The following is a 16,151-nucleotide window of genomic DNA, read 5'->3' as shown; positions in this document are numbered from 1 at the left end:
TCGCAAGCACTTCGGCTGCGGCCATTAGCATAGCCGTATGTGCGTCGTGCCCACAGGCATGCATCAGGTATTCAGTCTTTCCGTTTATTTGGGCTGTGGCCTTTGAAGCGAATGGTAATCCGGCGGGTTCCTTAACGGCCAAAGCATCCATATCTGCCCGCAAAGCCACCAACTTTCCTGGCTTCCCGCCTTTCAATATGCCTACAACCCCTGTGCCGCCCACTCCTGTCTGCACTTCAATTCCCAGCGTGCGGAGGTGTTCTGCAACCAGTTTTGAAGTGCGTTCTTCCTGATCTCCCAGTTCTGGATTTTGGTGTATATCCCGGCGCCAGCCGATCAACTTGGACTCGATGGCCATCGTTTTGTCGCGGATCTTGCTTTCAATTGCAGTTAGCGCTGATGAATTTGCCTTGGTTGGCTTACTGGTTTGCCCGCTGGCCGTCAGTGATACGTAAATAAGTACCAAAAGGGGGGTGAGCTTAGCCAAGCTCTTGCTGTTTCCGTTTGCTGATTTGCCCATAATCGTTTGCTGCGTTACACTGAACTTGTTAAACATTGCCATAACTGTTTGACTGCTTCTGGAGCGAACTCTTAGGATCCGCACGCGGCGCACATCATTGCGTCAGATCAGAGACGAATTTTGGAACTGTCGGCTCGCCTTTGAAGAATGCCCCTTTCTTACCGACGGTAATAGCCCAGCGGTGAATCCAGGAAATGCCTCTCTTGTCGATATATTGATCCTCTGTGAGATAACAAGGATCTTCCAGCGCTTTTTGAAGCGTGACAAACTGATAGCCATCCGCTTCTAGTCTGGAAAGCAACTGGCCAAGTGCCTTGCTATTGAGCAAGTTAGCATGCATGAGCAGAATGTGCGGAATGCGCCGGTGGAACAGCGAGTCGGCCTGGGACTCATAGTAATGGACATAATCCATCATATAGTTGACATATGTCTTCGAGATAGAATCGGCCAGGAGCTGGTTTTTGCTGCCCATCGCCTTGTCAAAGGCAGCGGCAAAAAGGTATTCGTCGTTATCGACCGTTACGGGTGCCTGGATGTATTTGTATTTGGCTAGTATCATTTCCAGCGAATCCCGTTTTTCAGCCGTATTTCCTCTGTGGAGATAAGGGTGCCGGAAATATTTGAGTTCAGCGCCTTCTTTATGGAGGAAATCTCTAAGCAGTGTATCGGCACCGAGCACGTCCGCTTCATAGGCGGCTGCCGAAATATCGTTGATGCCTAAGTGTCCGAAAGTGTGGTTTCCGAGTGAATGGCCGGCTTTCAGCCATTTCCTTAGTAAACCGTATTGGGCGGGAATAATTTTTCCGTCTTTGACAAGTTTCTCCCCGATGACATACCCCGTCGCCTGGACTTTATGTTGTTTCAAATGGCCTAACAGCTGATCTGTCAATTCCGCTCTCAAGGCATCGGTATTCATGATTCTGCTGACCGTGGGCAAGTCGTCAATGGTAATGGCGATTTGTTTTTGAGCGAAGACCTGTTTTGCAAAAGATTGAAGAATAATTAGTAGCAGCAGTATATGCAATTTCATGAGGGGCTCAGGTTTAGTATAAAATTAAAAATATGCGTTCAATGATGTTGATTTGTATTTATTTCATAGCTAACATATTCGAATGGATACGTTTAATAAAGACACTGCTTGAAATCAACCGGGCAAATAGCGAAGCGACATTGGCGGCACTCGAACGCTTTGGCACTTAGCAGCCCGTTACTTATAAAACTGGTTCCGGTACCACCTTTACCCACTCCGTTCAGGAAATATTCTTTCAAATCATTACTCATTCCAATTATCATAGAGGACAAATTGCTACTGAACTTCGAAGCATCGGCATTCAGCCTCCGATGACTGATTTTATATACTACAAAATGATATCAGGCACCTAATATGCGCACCTCATTGATTTAATAATATTCATAGCTTTAATGGTAAAAAAATAAGTTTAGTGTATGGGGATTTTCCTGACCTACTTGTCTGTACGAAGATGTCAAAAACTACTTCTTACCAAAATCTTCAAGTATGAAAAGATTATTCCGAATGATGCTGCTGTTGATTGCACTGACAGGAGCCCTGAATTTTGTCGCAAAAGCACAGACCTACAACTGGAAACCGGTTAGAATTGGCGGCGGAGGTAATGTAACCAGTATCAAAGCGCATCCCAAAGTGCCTAATCTTTACTTTATTACCACGGACGTAGGCACACCTTACCGCTGGAACCACGCGGCGCAGAAATGGGAGGATATGATGTGGTCCGGTAAGATTCCGACCACCTACTGGAACTGGGAAGCCGCCGCCAAGAGCGGTGATATTGCTTTTGACCCCAGCGACGTGACGGGTAACATTCTTTACGCAACGCATCAGACGGGCATGGGCACGGTGCCGGGAGGTGGCACTTCGCCGGGAACGGTAATGAAGTCGGTGGACCGGGGCAATACCTGGACCGACTGCCAGCTTCGCATAACAGTTTTGCCAAATAGTGACCAGACTTACACAGACCGCATCGCTGTTGACCCAAACAACAGTAATGTTGTATATGTAACGAGCCGGGCAAATGGTACCCACAAAAGTACAGCCGCAGGTGCAGTAGGGTCATGGACGAAGGTTAACACTACTTTGCCTGATTCGGTGTCAGGCAGGTTTATCTTTTTTGACAAAAGCGGTGGAGTAGTCAATGGCGTGACCCGGAACATTTTCCTGGGTGGCAAAGCCGGCGTATACCGCAGTACGGACGGCGGAAATACATTTGCCTTAATGCCCGGAAGTCCGGCCGAACCAAGGCGTGCTAGCATTAGCAATGACGGTACTTTCTTTGTGAGCCGACTGCCGAAAGCCGATTACCGTCCGATGGGCGGTCATTCGTTGCATAAATGGAATGGAAGCAGCTGGATCGATATTACACCGGTCGCTGGCAAGGAGTTTAGCGGTGTGGGCGTCAACCCGTCCAATAGCAATGAAGTGATCGTATCAACAACGAGTACGTGGAACCATGATGTGGCTTACCGCAGCACTTCGGGTGGGAGCCAGGGCAGCTGGACGTCGATGGCACCGGCAACCCGCGATGTCTCGGAAGCGCCGCATTCAGCCGGAGACGGAGCGAATGGAAATATCGGCCATAATGTCAATGGTTTTGCCTGGGATCCCTTTAATGCAGGTCACGTCTGGTTTTCGGATATGCTCGATGTGGGCCAGACGACCAATGTGTGGGCAAGCCGGGTGACTTGGAAATTACGCGATAACGGACTGGAAGAAATTGTAGTAGCCGGCCCAATGGTTTGCCCGCCGTCGGGCCCCAATTATCTGGTTTCGACAACAGGCGATGTAGGCGGTTTCGACCACAAATCATTGGATTTGCCACCTGCAAAAGGAATATCCGCTTGGTTTGCGACTCAAACGGGCTGCAATACATCAGGAGGCGCCATTCAGTATTCAGATCCCAATTTTATCGCACGGGTAGGAAGCGATGGCTGGAATGGTACGGGAATAGGAGGCTATTCGACCAATGGCGGGGGATCTTATGTGAAATTCCCTTCGATTCCGGGAGCAAGAGGCAGGATCGCCGTTTCTGCTACCAGCCGAAAAATGGTCTGGGTTACGCAGGGCGGGCTCACTTATTATTCCGATAACCTGGGTACCACTTGGACAGCCTGCAATGGTGTTCCTAATGCGGTTTTAAAGCCTGGTGATATTTACCAGATCTGGGCGGGAATGCAGCCATTGGCGGCCGATAAAGTGAATGGTAATGTCTTTTATATTTATGCCAATGGTAAGATTTACAAGAGCACCGATGGAGGGGTCAATTTTGCGCCAACTGCGGCGAGCAATCTGCCTAATGTTGGAAATGTGGCCCAAATGAGTTTGGAAACTACACCGGGCGTGGAGGGAGATATCTGGATTTCATTCTCCGGTGATGGCCTGTTCCATTCCACAGATGCTGGACAGAGCTTTACCAAAATCAATTCGGATGTGATCAAAAAACCGAAATGGGTTGCGGTTGGCAAGGCAGATACAACTGCATCTGCCAGTCCGGTGATCTATGTAAGTTCGGAAGGCACAGCGATCAACGGCGTTTCTTATGGTGTTTTCCGGTCAGATGATAATGGTGCTACCTGGACGACGATCGCTAACCCGGTTCCTGGCATTGTGAGTAATATGGCTGCTGATTTGCATGGAAGAGTGTATCTGGGCATTGGCGGCAATGGCATTTTTGTGGGTGAACCCGCGGGCGGACCGGTCGTTTCCGTGGCCGTAACACCCGCTGCTGACTCTGTCATTGTTGGTTTTACAAAACAATTAAAAGCTGCACTTACCCCGACTTATCCCACCAATAATGCCATCAGCTGGGCATCATCTGACGAGGCCATTGCAACTGTGAATGCGACAGGACTGGTTACCGGAGTGGCCCCAGGAGTTGCTATCATTACGGTAACGACGCAGGATGGTGGAAAAACGGCCCAAAGCAGCATCAAGGTTACACCGACCATCGGCGTGACAAGCGTAACGCTCGACCCTGCCATCAGCATTGGATTAGGTATCAGCAGAAATCTCACTGCAACGGTGCTTCCTACCAATGCAACCAACAAACAGGTAAGCTGGGCTTCATCAGACCCGACCGTTGCTACAATAAATGCAAGCGGCCTGGTTACCGGCTTAAAGCTGGGTACAACCACCATTACCGTCACCACGGAAGATGGAGCAAAAACAGCTACCTCGGTGCTGACAGTGGGTACTGTCGTGGTTGCAAACAACTGCGGAGGGCCAACGATTGGAAATTTTGTTGCCGATTCACCGCAATCGGGCTACCAATGGACTACCTCTACAACAACAGCTATTGATTTGAGCGCCATCAGCTCTCCTGCTCCGGCGGATGTATACAGATCACAGCGCCACAGCGGTCATCCGCTTATTTATTCCTATGGAAATCTGGTGCCAAATAGTCTGTATACAGTCAGAATTCATTTTGCTGAGATCACTACAACCGTTACTGCTGGAAAAAGGAAATTTAATGTGACCGGCACCAGTGTAGCTGACACATTGCTTAAAAACTTTGATATTATCGCGCAGGCCGGTGGAAGATTTAAGGGTATTGTAAGAGAATTTTCGGTCCGTTCCAATGCGTCAGGATTACTTAATGTTGTTTTCAGGCCCATTCCGAATTTTGAGTTCCCGGTTGTTAGTGGGATAGAAGTAGGACTTACACCTGTTGCTTCTGTGGCTGTAGCCCCATCCAGCGCTGCTGTGGGTGTAGGCGACACGACACGGTTGTCTGCTACGATATTGCCCGCGATCGCTACCAATCAAAAGGTCGTTTGGAGTTCATCGAATACTTCTGTTGTAAGCGTGGACGGAACCGGGCTGGTAAAAGGAATGTCTCCTGGTACTGCCACGATTACCGTTACGACCAACGAGAGCCAGAAAACAGCCTCAGCGACTATAACGGCTTCCAATATCGCAGTAAGTGGTGTTTCGCTCACACCCACAGCTTCGGTTGGCGTGAATAATTCGGTCACGCTTGTTGCTACTGTACAGCCCGCGAATGCAACTGATAAAACGCTGACCTGGTCTACGTCTGACGCTGGCATTGTTTCAGTGAGTCAAAATGGTGTATTAACCGGCGTTTCACCTGGCACAGCGAATGTTACAGTTACGACGCAGGAAGGAAACAAAACCGCAACCAGCGTGGTCACTGTTTCCAATGTGCTGATCACATCGGTTACATTAAGTAAAACGTCAGTCACAGTTGGCGTGGGGGATACAACTTCTATCAAAGCGGCGCTTGCACCTGCCAATGCGAGCAACAAAACGGTGGTGTGGAGCTCATCCAATCCAAGTGTCGCTACGGTAAGTACAACCGGAATTGTAACAGCCGTCGCTGTGGGTAATGCTACTATTAATGCCACAGCGCAGGATGCGGGCGGTGTTTCTTCCGGTTCGGCGGTAACGGTTGTCAGCGCGGGATCATGCGGTGTACTTACCAACAATGGTTTTGAAAGTGGTTTTGTAAACTGGACAAGAAATCCGAATGCCTCGGCTGCAACCATTGGTACATCAGCCCAAAGCGGCTTAAAAAGCGCGGTAATCACAGCTGACCAGGGAGCCATTAATTATGGAAAAACGATTCCGGTAACCGGAGGCAGGGAGATCACTTTTGAGGTTTGGGCCAAAGTAGAAGCGACGCCGAATCCCTCAAATGCTTCCCAATTCATCTTACCATGGTGGGCTGGTATCGGAATCGATTTCTATGACGCACAGGGAGTAAAAATTACGAGTGGTACCACGCAGTTCCAGGTTCACCCATTTGATCCGGCCAAAACGGTTTATACCAAATATTCGGTTACCAAACTAGCGCCTGCGAATGCCGTGACGATCGGAATATGGGCGTCAAAAGCCGGGCCGAGCGGAAAGCTGATACTGGACGATTTCTGTCTGACCATCGCAGCTCCTCCGGTTGTTGCGCAAACGGTTTCTTTGGATAGTCTGGTGCACAAAACGGTTGGCGATGCCGACTTTGATCCGGGCGCAGTAGCATCATCTGGCTTGCCGGTAACGTATGCAAGCTCAGATACTTCCGTGGCGGTTGTGTCTAATGGAAAAATCAAAGTGGTTGCACCTGGCAACACGGTAATTACCGCTTCTCAGGGTGGAAATGAAGAATTTAGTCCCGCTCAATCATCGGGCCGTACGCTGGTTGTTACATCCGGTTTGAAAGTGCTTTACAAGGATGGCGACAATGGACAGGTGAACAACAATCACATCAAACCATACCTGACCATTGCCAACGAAAGCACCGTTGCAGTTCCGTACAGCGAACTTACTGCCCGCTACTGGGTTACTGCCGAAAATTTCGCAGGCATTAACAAATGGGTGGATTTCGCTGAAATGGGAAACAGCAAGGTTTCGATGAACTATGTGGAACTGGACAAACCGCGCAATGGCGCATTGGGTTACGTGGAAGTATCTTTCAATGCGTCTGCGGGGAATTTAAATCCGTCGGCCAATTCGGGAGCTATCCAAACCAGGTTTGCCAACTCGAACTGGGCTGATCTGTCGGAAAGCGACGATTACTCTTTCAAAAACGCTTCTGCTTACGTTGCCAACGATCATATCACGCTGTATCGCAACGGGAAACTCTGGTGGGGCGTGGAACCCGACACGGCTGCTGCGGTAATGGACCTGAAAGTTTATTCGGAAAACAAAAACACGAATGCTTCGCCAACCTCGCTGAGCACGTGGATCAAAGTAGAGAACAAAGGCAATGTGCCGGTCGATTATGCTGATCTTGCAGTTCGTTACTGGTTCACATCAGACGGCACTGCCAGTCTGAACCATTGGATTGACTTTGCCGGATTGGGTGCTGCAAACGTGAGCGGCCAGTTCGCTGGCAACCAGCAAAAAGTGAATGCGGACACCTATTTCGAACTGAAAGGCGCGCCTTCGCTCGGAAAATTGTATCCACTAAGCAGCACCGGCAATATTCAGTACAGGATCGCGAAGTCAAATTGGTCAGCATTTGATGAAGCGAATGATTATTCATTCAAAGCAGCCGCACCATTTGCTGAAAACAGCAAGATAACGGTTTACTACAAAGGACAGCTCGTGTACGGCGAGGAGCCTGCAGCGCAGGGTAACGGCCGGTTCGGAATAGTCGAAAATGAGGAAGCACCAGCCAAACTGACCGCCACACTAATGGGAAATCCCGTTAGCAGCGACCAGGCCGAGGTTGTCATCACCGGTGCAAATGCATTGCCTCTCGACGTAACGGTTATCGACGTGAATGGCCGTTCTTTGTTCAGCAAATCAATCCTAAAACCAGCTGCCCAAGAGCGTTATACATTGCCGCTCGGCAAAACAGCAGGGGTTTACCTGATCAAGGTAGCTTCCTCGCGGGAATCGGTTGTGTTGAAGGTTGTGAGGCGGTAGAGAATTTACCTAAATGCAAACGTTCGCGGCAACTTTTAAGTTGCCGCGAACGTTTTTTGTTTATATTTGTAGAGTCGCAGGCCAGAACTTGAACACACACAAATGAAGGTTGAAAAGATAAGAATAGTGAAGCAGGAAGTGCTTCTTTCTGTCAAATTTGAAGAACACACTCAGGACGAGTTGGCTCGGGTGTTTGCAGAATGGAATGATGTAAGCTTCCTGGACAACTTTTTCAATTCGAATAAAGCTGATCTAAATGGCGATTTTTATGGCATTGTAAGCATTGAGGAAGCCGTGTTTGATACTTTGGGGTATGTTCAGGAGTTTAGAAAACGTTTGAACTCTCATATGAATGGCGAGAATGGGAAGAACCTTAATCAGTTGTTTAAGCCTTACGATAACAATTCCATTGAAACAGTTCGGGAACGGAGCAAAGCGAGGGGAGCTGAATCCCGAAGTTGGTTAAGATTATATGCCATAAAGCTTGATAATAATCTGTTTGTTATTACCGGCGGCGCCATCAAGCTGACTCGAAGTATGGAAAGGCTCCATTTGGAAGTGGAAGACAGGAAAATGAAAACAGTAAAGAATTATTTCAAAGCGGAGCACATCGATTCAAGGAGTGACTACGGATTTATAGACTTAGAATAATGGATCAAAAAATGGACGTATATAACAAAATTCAGCATCTTTTGGCTGATGAACCTAGTGATTGGTTAGCTGAAAGTAAGCGAATGGAGATAGAGGACAATGCTCCATGGCTTAAAACTTCTCAAACTGTGGCGTTGCGGATACTCGGACGCCTTCGGGAATTAAACATGTCTCAAAACGAGCTGGCTGACAAGATTGGCATTTCGCGTCAGCAGGTAAACAAGTGGCTGAAAGGACGCGAGAATTTTACAATTGAAACGCTGACCAGATTAGGTGTATCAGTTGGTATGACGCTGGAAGACTTGGTAAAACCATTTCCTAAACACAATGCTATGCATATGCAGGAAGAGAAAGCAGAACATTAGAATAGGCGAGGCTCACATTTCGACATAATAAAACGCGAACTTCAATCCATAAGAAGTTGTAAAAATAATCCGTGAGAAAATTATCTATCTAACCGGCCTATGCCGGTTTTTTAATGTCTGATTATACAGTCTATGCTAAAATGTACTCTCTGTCAAATTGAATTATTTTCTGAAAAAAAAATATTATTTATAGTATGGGGATAGAGCTAGTGGTTTTGTCTGTGTGAGAGAACTGCAAATGTGCAGCCGCGTTAATGAAACGATATGGCAATAAATTCTATCAAAAAACTACCGTCAGCTGAAAAAGTCATAGCGGACTTGTCTGCGCAGGATAACGGCCCTATGATGCTCGACGACGAATACCTGATCCGCAAGACGTTCAGCCAGGATCCGCAGAAAGGTTGCGAGCTGCTTTTTAAAAAGTATTACACCAATTTATGCAACCACGCGATCCGGTTTGTGCATTCCAGCGAAGTCGCGGAAGATATTGTGTCAGAGGTTTTTGCAGCTTTCTGGCAAAGCCGGACTTTTGAGCTCATCAACACTTCCTACCGCGCTTACCTGTACAAATCTGTCCGGAACCGGTCCTATAATTACCTGAAATGGGACCTGAACCGTACTTCCCCGATGGAGGGAATGACCACCCCTTTCGAATCCCATACACTCAATCCGTGTGATGCTTTGCTATATAGCGAGTTGCACCAGCAGGTGGAGCGCATTATGCAGGATATGCCACCGCAATGCAGGAAGGCTTATTTGCTCAAACGTGTGGAAGGAAAGTCACTTGAAGAAATCGCAGCTGAGCTTCAAATTACGCCCAAGTCTGTGGAAGCTCTTATTACCCGCGCCATCGCAAGGCTTCGCACGGGCTTGAAAGACAGCTGGTTTCTCTGCCTCGCGCTGATGATTTCAATTAAAGTATAAACCCGACATGGGGTTCGGGCCAGTGCACTTGTCTGTTGTTGACTGCCGCGAATTATTCAAGACAGCCCTCACCGGACTGTAAAAGCTAAAAAATATAAAATGAAAGAATCCCTATCCAAAGACGTCCTCTTCGATTTTTTTGACGGAAGGACCACATCCATTCAGCGTAAGCTCGTCGAAGACTGGCTGGCCGACCCGCGGAATGAAGAACTTTACTATCAGTATCTCGACGAATGGGAAAGCCGCCATCCGCAGTTTACACCGCAAGTGGAAAGTGCTCTCTCTGAATTTGTTGCGCTGGTCAATGATCAGGATGCAGCCAGGGAAATTCCATTGCATCAGACAGAAAAAACACATATCAGTCTCTGGAAAAGTGCGTGGGCTTACCGTGCCGTGGCGGCCATTGCCGTGGCCGCTTGTTTCCTGGTGGTGGGCGGCTTTGTTTTCAATCAGGAATTGATGTACAAATCACTAACATCCGAAAACGGCCGCATATCTGCTTATGAACTTTCTGACGGGACGAAAGTCGTGCTCAATGCTAATTCAGTTTTACGCGTTCCAAGGATCGGTTTCGGATCGGGGAACCGGGAAGTAATGCTGGAAGGTGAGGCAGAGTTCAAAGTCGTTCATACCGAGCAGGATAGCCGGTTCATTGTGAAAATGGATAAAGATTATTCTATTGAAGTGCTTGGTACTGAGTTTGTTGCTTTTTCACGGGAGCGTGGTACTAAGGTTTTTCTCACAAAAGGAAAGGTAAAGCTGAGTCTGCCGAAAGGAAAGCAGCTTTATATGAAACCTGGCAATCTCTTTTCAACCGAAAAAGATGGGAAATTCACGCTTACATCTTCATCGACACCAGCAAAGTTCGTGGCTTGGAAACAGGACATGTTTTACTTCGACAATACGCTATTGTCAGAGGCGGTGCAACAGCTGAACGAACGCTTCAAAGTGGACGTGCGTATACTTGACCCCGTTCTCGGCAAACGTCGTATCGGCGGCGTGTACAAAGCCAGACAAGCCGACGACCTGCTGGCCATCTTATCCGAACTGCTTCATCTGGAAGTGGTAAAACACAATGAATTTATTGAATTGAGAACATCAGTAACCAATCCTAACCATGAGTAGCAGATTTCTACAAAAAACCCGTATCGTGCTGACCATGTTATTTGTTCAGCAGCTTTGCACGGCGCAGGCTATTTCATTTGCAAGTCAGTCGATGAAACCGATTCCAGCCCAACACGAAGAGAGCCGTAACAGAGCTAAAAACCTGAAAGATTTATTGGTAGATCTGGGCAAGCAGCACCAGGTAAGCATATTGTTTGAAGAAGAAACCGTTAAAAATATCACCATTACCGGCGCGGATTACCGTCAGGAAGGCGGCAAGCTGGAAAAGCAGCTGACCGATCTGCTCAAACCATTCAATCTTCGTTTCAAAAAAGCAGGAAAAGAAGCATATGTGATCGTTTCGCGATTTGAGAAAAAAGCTCCTGAGGCCGGAATAGCCACCATTGAGAGCGCTACCATCGCCCCGACTGCGGCTCCTGAATCGTTGAGCCGGACGGATATTGCTGTTTCTAGAATAGCAAAGGAAAATCCAGCGGAAGAAACGATCAAGGGAAAGGTTACAGATGAGCGCGGCGACGGACTTCCGGGCGTGAATGTGGTGATAAAAGGTTCGCAACGTGGCGTTACGACGGACATTGCGGGCAAATATGAGCTCACCGCAGCAAGCCCCGACGATGTTCTGATATTTTCTTTTGTAGGTTATTTGCCAAAGGAAGAGGTTGTTGGAAATCGTTCGGTCGTGGATATTTCGCTTTCGGTAGACACAAAAGCATTGGAAGAAGTGGTGGTCATTGGTTATGGAACAGCCAAGAAAAAAGACCTGACCGGGGCGGTTGCCGTGGTAGGCCGCAAGGAATTCGGGGATGTATCGGCTACATCTGCCCAGCAACTTTTGCAGGGTAAAATCGCTGGTGTACAGATCGTGAATACAGGCGGATTACCGGGCTCGAATGCGAAGATCATCATTCGCGGCGTAGGTTCGCTCACCAATTCCGATCCGCTTTATGTGATCGACGGGATTCAGGGCGGCGATATTAATTCAGTAAGTCCATATGATATTCAGGATATTACCGTGCTGAAAGACGCTGCTTCGGTGGCGATTTATGGCGCGTCTGCTGCCAATGGTGTGGTGTTGATCACCACCAAAAAAGGCAAAGCCGGAACGCCGAAAGTAACTTACAATGGTTATGTAGGCGTGGCGCAGGCCTGGAAAAAGCTCGATATGCTCGATGCCGCCCAGTATGTGCAGCTCGTGAAAGACATTGATGCAGTACAGGGAAACAAAGTGCCCGACAAGCTGAACACGCCCGACGTGCTGGTAACGAGAACCGATTGGCAGAAAGAGATTTTCAGGAATGGAAAAATCACAGAGCACCATGTGAATGTAACAGGCGGAAGTGATAAAGCGACCTATAATTTCTCGGCGGGTTATACCAATCAGGAGGGTATTATGCGGGATTATGGCTACCAGCGGATCAATTTACGGACGCAGCTCGAAGAGCAGATCGGCAAAAGAATTCGACTCGGGCAAACCATTAACTTTAAATACAACAGGACAACGGGCAATGCCGCCAGCTTTGTAGAAGCGCTCCGGATGCCACCTTACGCACCGACAATGGACCCTGCCAATCTGGGCGGGTATAGTAAAGTAACGACGATCATCGACCAGAACGACGCGCTCAATCCGCTACCCGGAATTTATCTCACTGAAAAGCTGGGAAGAGGTGTTTCAAACCTGTTTCAATTATGGGGTGAGGTGGACATTATCAATGGCCTTAAATTCAGGACGCAGGCGAACATTGGCCTTTCCAACGGCAATAGCTATAATTATACAGGCGAATATCTGAACGGAAATACCAAAATTGACCGCAAGATCGAGGAAAGCTATTCCTTCTCTGTTTCGCCGATTATTGAAAACATCCTGAGCTATACGAAAACAATAGGCCGCCACGATTTTTCACTCATGGCCGGTAACACCTACAATGAGGGCTCCAGAAGCCGGAGCGTGAATATGACCGGTTCGGGTTTTACCAATGACCTCATCAAGCAAATCGGTGTTTCCAAATCCAACAGCATTACCGGCACCGGATCGAGTATTTATGCTTCGCGCTCGTATTTTGGCCGTCTTACCTACGCTTTTCATGACAGATATCTCGTAAATGCGTCTATTCGTCAGGACATTAATCCTGCATTCGGCAAGGCCTACCGCAAAGGGAATTTCCCATCGGTAGGTGTGGCCTGGAAGGTTGCTAATGAGGATTTTATGAAAAATATCTCCTTTATCTCTGATCTTAAACTGCGCGGCAGCTGGGGCATTACCGGCAATGCGAATATCGGCTTGTTTCTCACGGACCCTACCGTTTACCGAGGGTACGGAAACAACAACATTGTTTATTCTTTTGGCGAAAACAAAGCATTCCAGCAAGGAGCGACCGTTACCCGCGTGCCTAACCCTTTCCTGAAATGGGAAGAAACCACGCAGATCGATTTCGGGGTCGATTTCGGCCTTTTGCAAAACAGACTTCAGGTGAGTCTGGATTATTACAAACGCGATAGCAAGGATTTGCTGCTGGATGTGAAACTGCCCGTTTCCACAGGTCTGGGCGATGTTTACAACGACGCGAGCATGGTTCAGAACGCGGCCAATGCAGTTAACAAAGGTTTTGAAGCCGCATTATCGTATGCTGGTCAGGCAGGGGATTTCAGTTACAGCATTTCGGCTAATACAGGTTATAATAAAAACAATGTGGTGTCCCTTGGTAATGGCGCGCCGATCGTAAGCGGCAGCACCAATGGCGGAATTAATATCACCAAAACGGATGTAGGCGCGGCGATTGGTTCATTCTACGGATACAAGGTGGACGAGGTCGTGTCCAGCGCTGCGGATGTGGCCAGGTATAATGAGCAGGCAGTTGCCAAAGGATTTGCAAGTTACCAGGACGGTTTGAAGGCAGGTGACATTGTTTATCAAGACCTGAATGGCGACGGACGCATTACCGATGCAGACCAGTCGTTCCTCGGCTCGGCGATCCCGGTCTGGACTTACGGTGGCTCGGTCAATTTATCCTACAAAGCTTTTGACCTTTCGATGGGTTTGGCGGGGATCGGCGATGTGAAAGTTTACAATGCATTGCGTTACTGGACAGAAGGCACAACCCGCCCATTTAACTCATCGACGGCTGTGCTGAATGCGTGGAAAAAGGACGGTGACATTACGGATATGCCAAGGTCTGGCCAGAATACGCCTTCCAACCTGCGCGCTTCCGACCGCTTTCTGGAAAACGGCTCGTTCATGCGGTTGCGCAACCTGACCCTTGGATTCTCGGTCCCGAAAACGATTTTGAATTCGACAGGCGGCAAAGTGTTTTCGAGCTTTCGCATTTATGCCACCGCGATGAACCTGCTCACATTGACCAAATACAAAGGGTATGATCCCGAAGTGAGCGCGAGTGTCAATGATGCCAAGTCGTTTATTTTCACAAAAGGCGTCGATACAGGTCAGTATCCGCAACCAAGGACATTTCTCATCGGATTGCAGGTCGGGTTTTAATTTTCTCTATTTAAATTCATTTTCATCATGATGAAAAAGCAAATACTTTCGCTGGGAACGCTGGCCTGCCTTACCCTCGCCGGCTGCGACAACTCGCTGGATAATGTCAAAAACCAGTCGAGCTACAACGACGACACTTACTTCACAACGCCCGCCACGATTTCAGAAGCAGTTACAGCGACTTATGGGCTGCTACTTTACAAGGGCTTGTATTCCAGGGATTTCTATTATTTAATGGATCTCACCGGGAATGAAGCCGAGGCAGATGCGCCGTTGCTGGGGGACGTTTTGCAGCTGCACGATTACAGTTACGCCCCCAATCATGCGCAGATCAATGACCTTTGGTCTACCACTTACAAAATGACATTCCGAGCAAATCTGGTGATTGACAAAGCATCTAAAATAACGCCTGCAAACGACGCAGAGAAACAAAAACTAGCCCAATATGTGTCCGAAGCCTATTTTTTGAAAGCCTATGCTGAGTTTCTGCTCGTAACACTGTGGGGCAGGGTGCCGATCCGCAAGGATTACAGTGGCAACGACGAATTTTATCTTCCAAGGGCGAGCACTGAGGAAAGCTGGAAAATGGTTGAATCGGATTTAACAAATGCCATTAGCGGACTGCCTGTCACTTACGCCAGTGCGGGTGACCTGGGACGGGTTACCAAAGGTGCGGCCATTGCATTATTGGGTAAAACCTATTTATACCAAAAGAAATATGCCGAAGCTGCCGCGCAATTCGAGTTACTTACAAAGGCGCCTTACACGTATGATCTGGTAAAAAACCTGGACGAGCTCTTCACTAAATCGCCTGTGAAAAACGCAGAATCGGTTTTCGACGTCCCGCACAAAGAATGGGGCGGCTGGGCAGAAGGAAGTCCGTACTATATGTTCGGCTCGCAGGAAGGATCTGGAAGCGGTAAAAATACATTGACCGGCCGCGCGATGGAATACGGCTGGAACGACTGGCGAAACGTGTTCATCTCCGATGCAGCAGTGAAAGCATTCACTTATAAAGACGAAGCCGGCAGGGCTTATGTTGATCCCAGAGCCCAAAACACATTTTACGGAGATAAAGCCAGCGGAGGCGACGTTACGTATTGCGACAAATGCACGACTGGTGTAAAAACGTATCCGTTTGCTGAGAATGGCAATGGCTACCGGTGGCGGAAATACGAGCCTTATGAATACAAGGAAAAAGGTGAATTGCCGCAATCGGACATCAATTCCCAGATCATCCGCTATGCCGATGTACTGCTGATGCTCGCGGAGGCGCAGATCCAGGTCGGAAAAATGGGTGAAGCCTTGCCATTGATCAACAAAGTACGCGTCCGCTCCGGTGCATTTGCCTACACTACGCTGGGTAGCAAGGACGAAGCGATGAAAAAGCTCATGCTGGAACGCCAACTGGAACTCGTCGGTGAACAAGTTCGCTGGTTTGACCTCATCCGCTGGGGTATTGCTAAGGAAACCTTGAATGCTGAAAAGAAAGCGAAGTATCCGGCTTCAAGTCAGTCTTTCTTCCAGGACAAACACGTATTATTTCCTATTCCCTTAACCGAGAAAAACACCAATCCGCTAGTCGCAAAAGACATTAGCAACGACTGGAATTAAATGAAACGAAATCCAGCATGCTGGCTCTCACACTATTTTCAGCGCTTT

9 protein-coding genes and 1 pseudogene are annotated in these 16,151 nt (G+C 48.2%); 8 read left to right on the top strand and 2 right to left on the bottom strand.

Going from position 1 to position 16,151, the window contains the following annotated elements; translation table 11 throughout:
* Together LZG74_RS22880 and LZG74_RS22875 are read right to left on the bottom strand one after the other, a co-directional pair.
* Window positions 1-556 (bottom strand): M20/M25/M40 family metallo-hydrolase (locus tag LZG74_RS22880; protein ID WP_233798811.1); only part of this gene is annotated, 556 nt, incomplete at its 3' end.
* 58 nt (window positions 557-614) lie between these two features.
* Entirely contained in the window at window positions 615-1,550 is a 936-nt protein-coding gene (locus LZG74_RS22875) for a polysaccharide deacetylase family protein (RefSeq protein ID WP_233798810.1), read from the bottom strand.
* A 209-nt stretch (window positions 1,551-1,759) separates the two neighbouring features.
* On the opposite strand from LZG74_RS22875, the pseudogene LZG74_RS26615 reads away from it, so the two are divergent.
* The 8 genes and pseudogenes from LZG74_RS26615 to LZG74_RS22840 form a co-directional block, all read left to right on the top strand.
* Window positions 1,760-1,903 (top strand): annotated as a pseudogene (locus LZG74_RS26615) (DinB family protein); the annotation flags it as partial.
* 133 nt (window positions 1,904-2,036) lie between these two features.
* Window positions 2,037-7,934: an Ig-like domain-containing protein gene (locus LZG74_RS22870; RefSeq protein WP_233798809.1), complete on the top strand. Its 5,898-nt coding sequence runs from the start codon at window positions 2,037-2,039 to the stop codon at window positions 7,932-7,934.
* A gap of 102 nt (window positions 7,935-8,036) precedes the next feature.
* A complete protein-coding gene (locus LZG74_RS22865; protein ID WP_233798808.1) occupies window positions 8,037-8,585 on the top strand; it encodes a hypothetical protein in 549 nt (182 codons plus the stop codon).
* The gene (locus LZG74_RS22860) at window positions 8,585-8,950 is read left to right on the top strand and encodes a helix-turn-helix transcriptional regulator (protein ID WP_233798807.1); all 366 of its coding nucleotides are present in this window, start codon (window positions 8,585-8,587) and stop codon (window positions 8,948-8,950) included. The genes LZG74_RS22865 and LZG74_RS22860 overlap by 1 nt, the downstream gene beginning before the upstream one ends.
* 264 nt (window positions 8,951-9,214) lie before the next feature.
* Window positions 9,215-9,874 (top strand): RNA polymerase sigma-70 factor, encoded by a 660-nt coding sequence (locus LZG74_RS22855; protein ID WP_233798806.1) that lies wholly within the window; start codon window positions 9,215-9,217, stop codon window positions 9,872-9,874.
* 99 nt (window positions 9,875-9,973) lie between these two features.
* Window positions 9,974-10,999 carry a FecR family protein gene (locus LZG74_RS22850; protein ID WP_233798805.1) on the top strand — a complete coding sequence of 342 codons (1,026 nt, stop codon included), beginning with the start codon at window positions 9,974-9,976 and terminating at the stop codon, window positions 10,997-10,999.
* Entirely contained in the window at window positions 10,992-14,489 is a 3,498-nt protein-coding gene (locus LZG74_RS22845; RefSeq protein ID WP_233798804.1) for a TonB-dependent receptor, read from the top strand. The genes LZG74_RS22850 and LZG74_RS22845 overlap by 8 nt, the downstream gene beginning before the upstream one ends.
* Window positions 14,490-14,516: 27 nt before the next feature.
* Window positions 14,517-16,103 (top strand): RagB/SusD family nutrient uptake outer membrane protein, encoded by a 1,587-nt coding sequence (locus LZG74_RS22840; RefSeq protein WP_233798803.1) that lies wholly within the window; start codon window positions 14,517-14,519, stop codon window positions 16,101-16,103.
* Window positions 16,104-16,151: the final 48 nt, after the last annotated feature.

It is taken from the genome of Dyadobacter sp. CY327 (assembly GCF_021390415.1).
GTDB lineage: Bacteria > Bacteroidota > Bacteroidia > Cytophagales > Spirosomataceae > Dyadobacter > Dyadobacter chenhuakuii.
The sequence above is the reverse complement of the archived record's forward strand: the minus strand, read 5'-3'. Positions and strand labels throughout refer to the sequence as shown.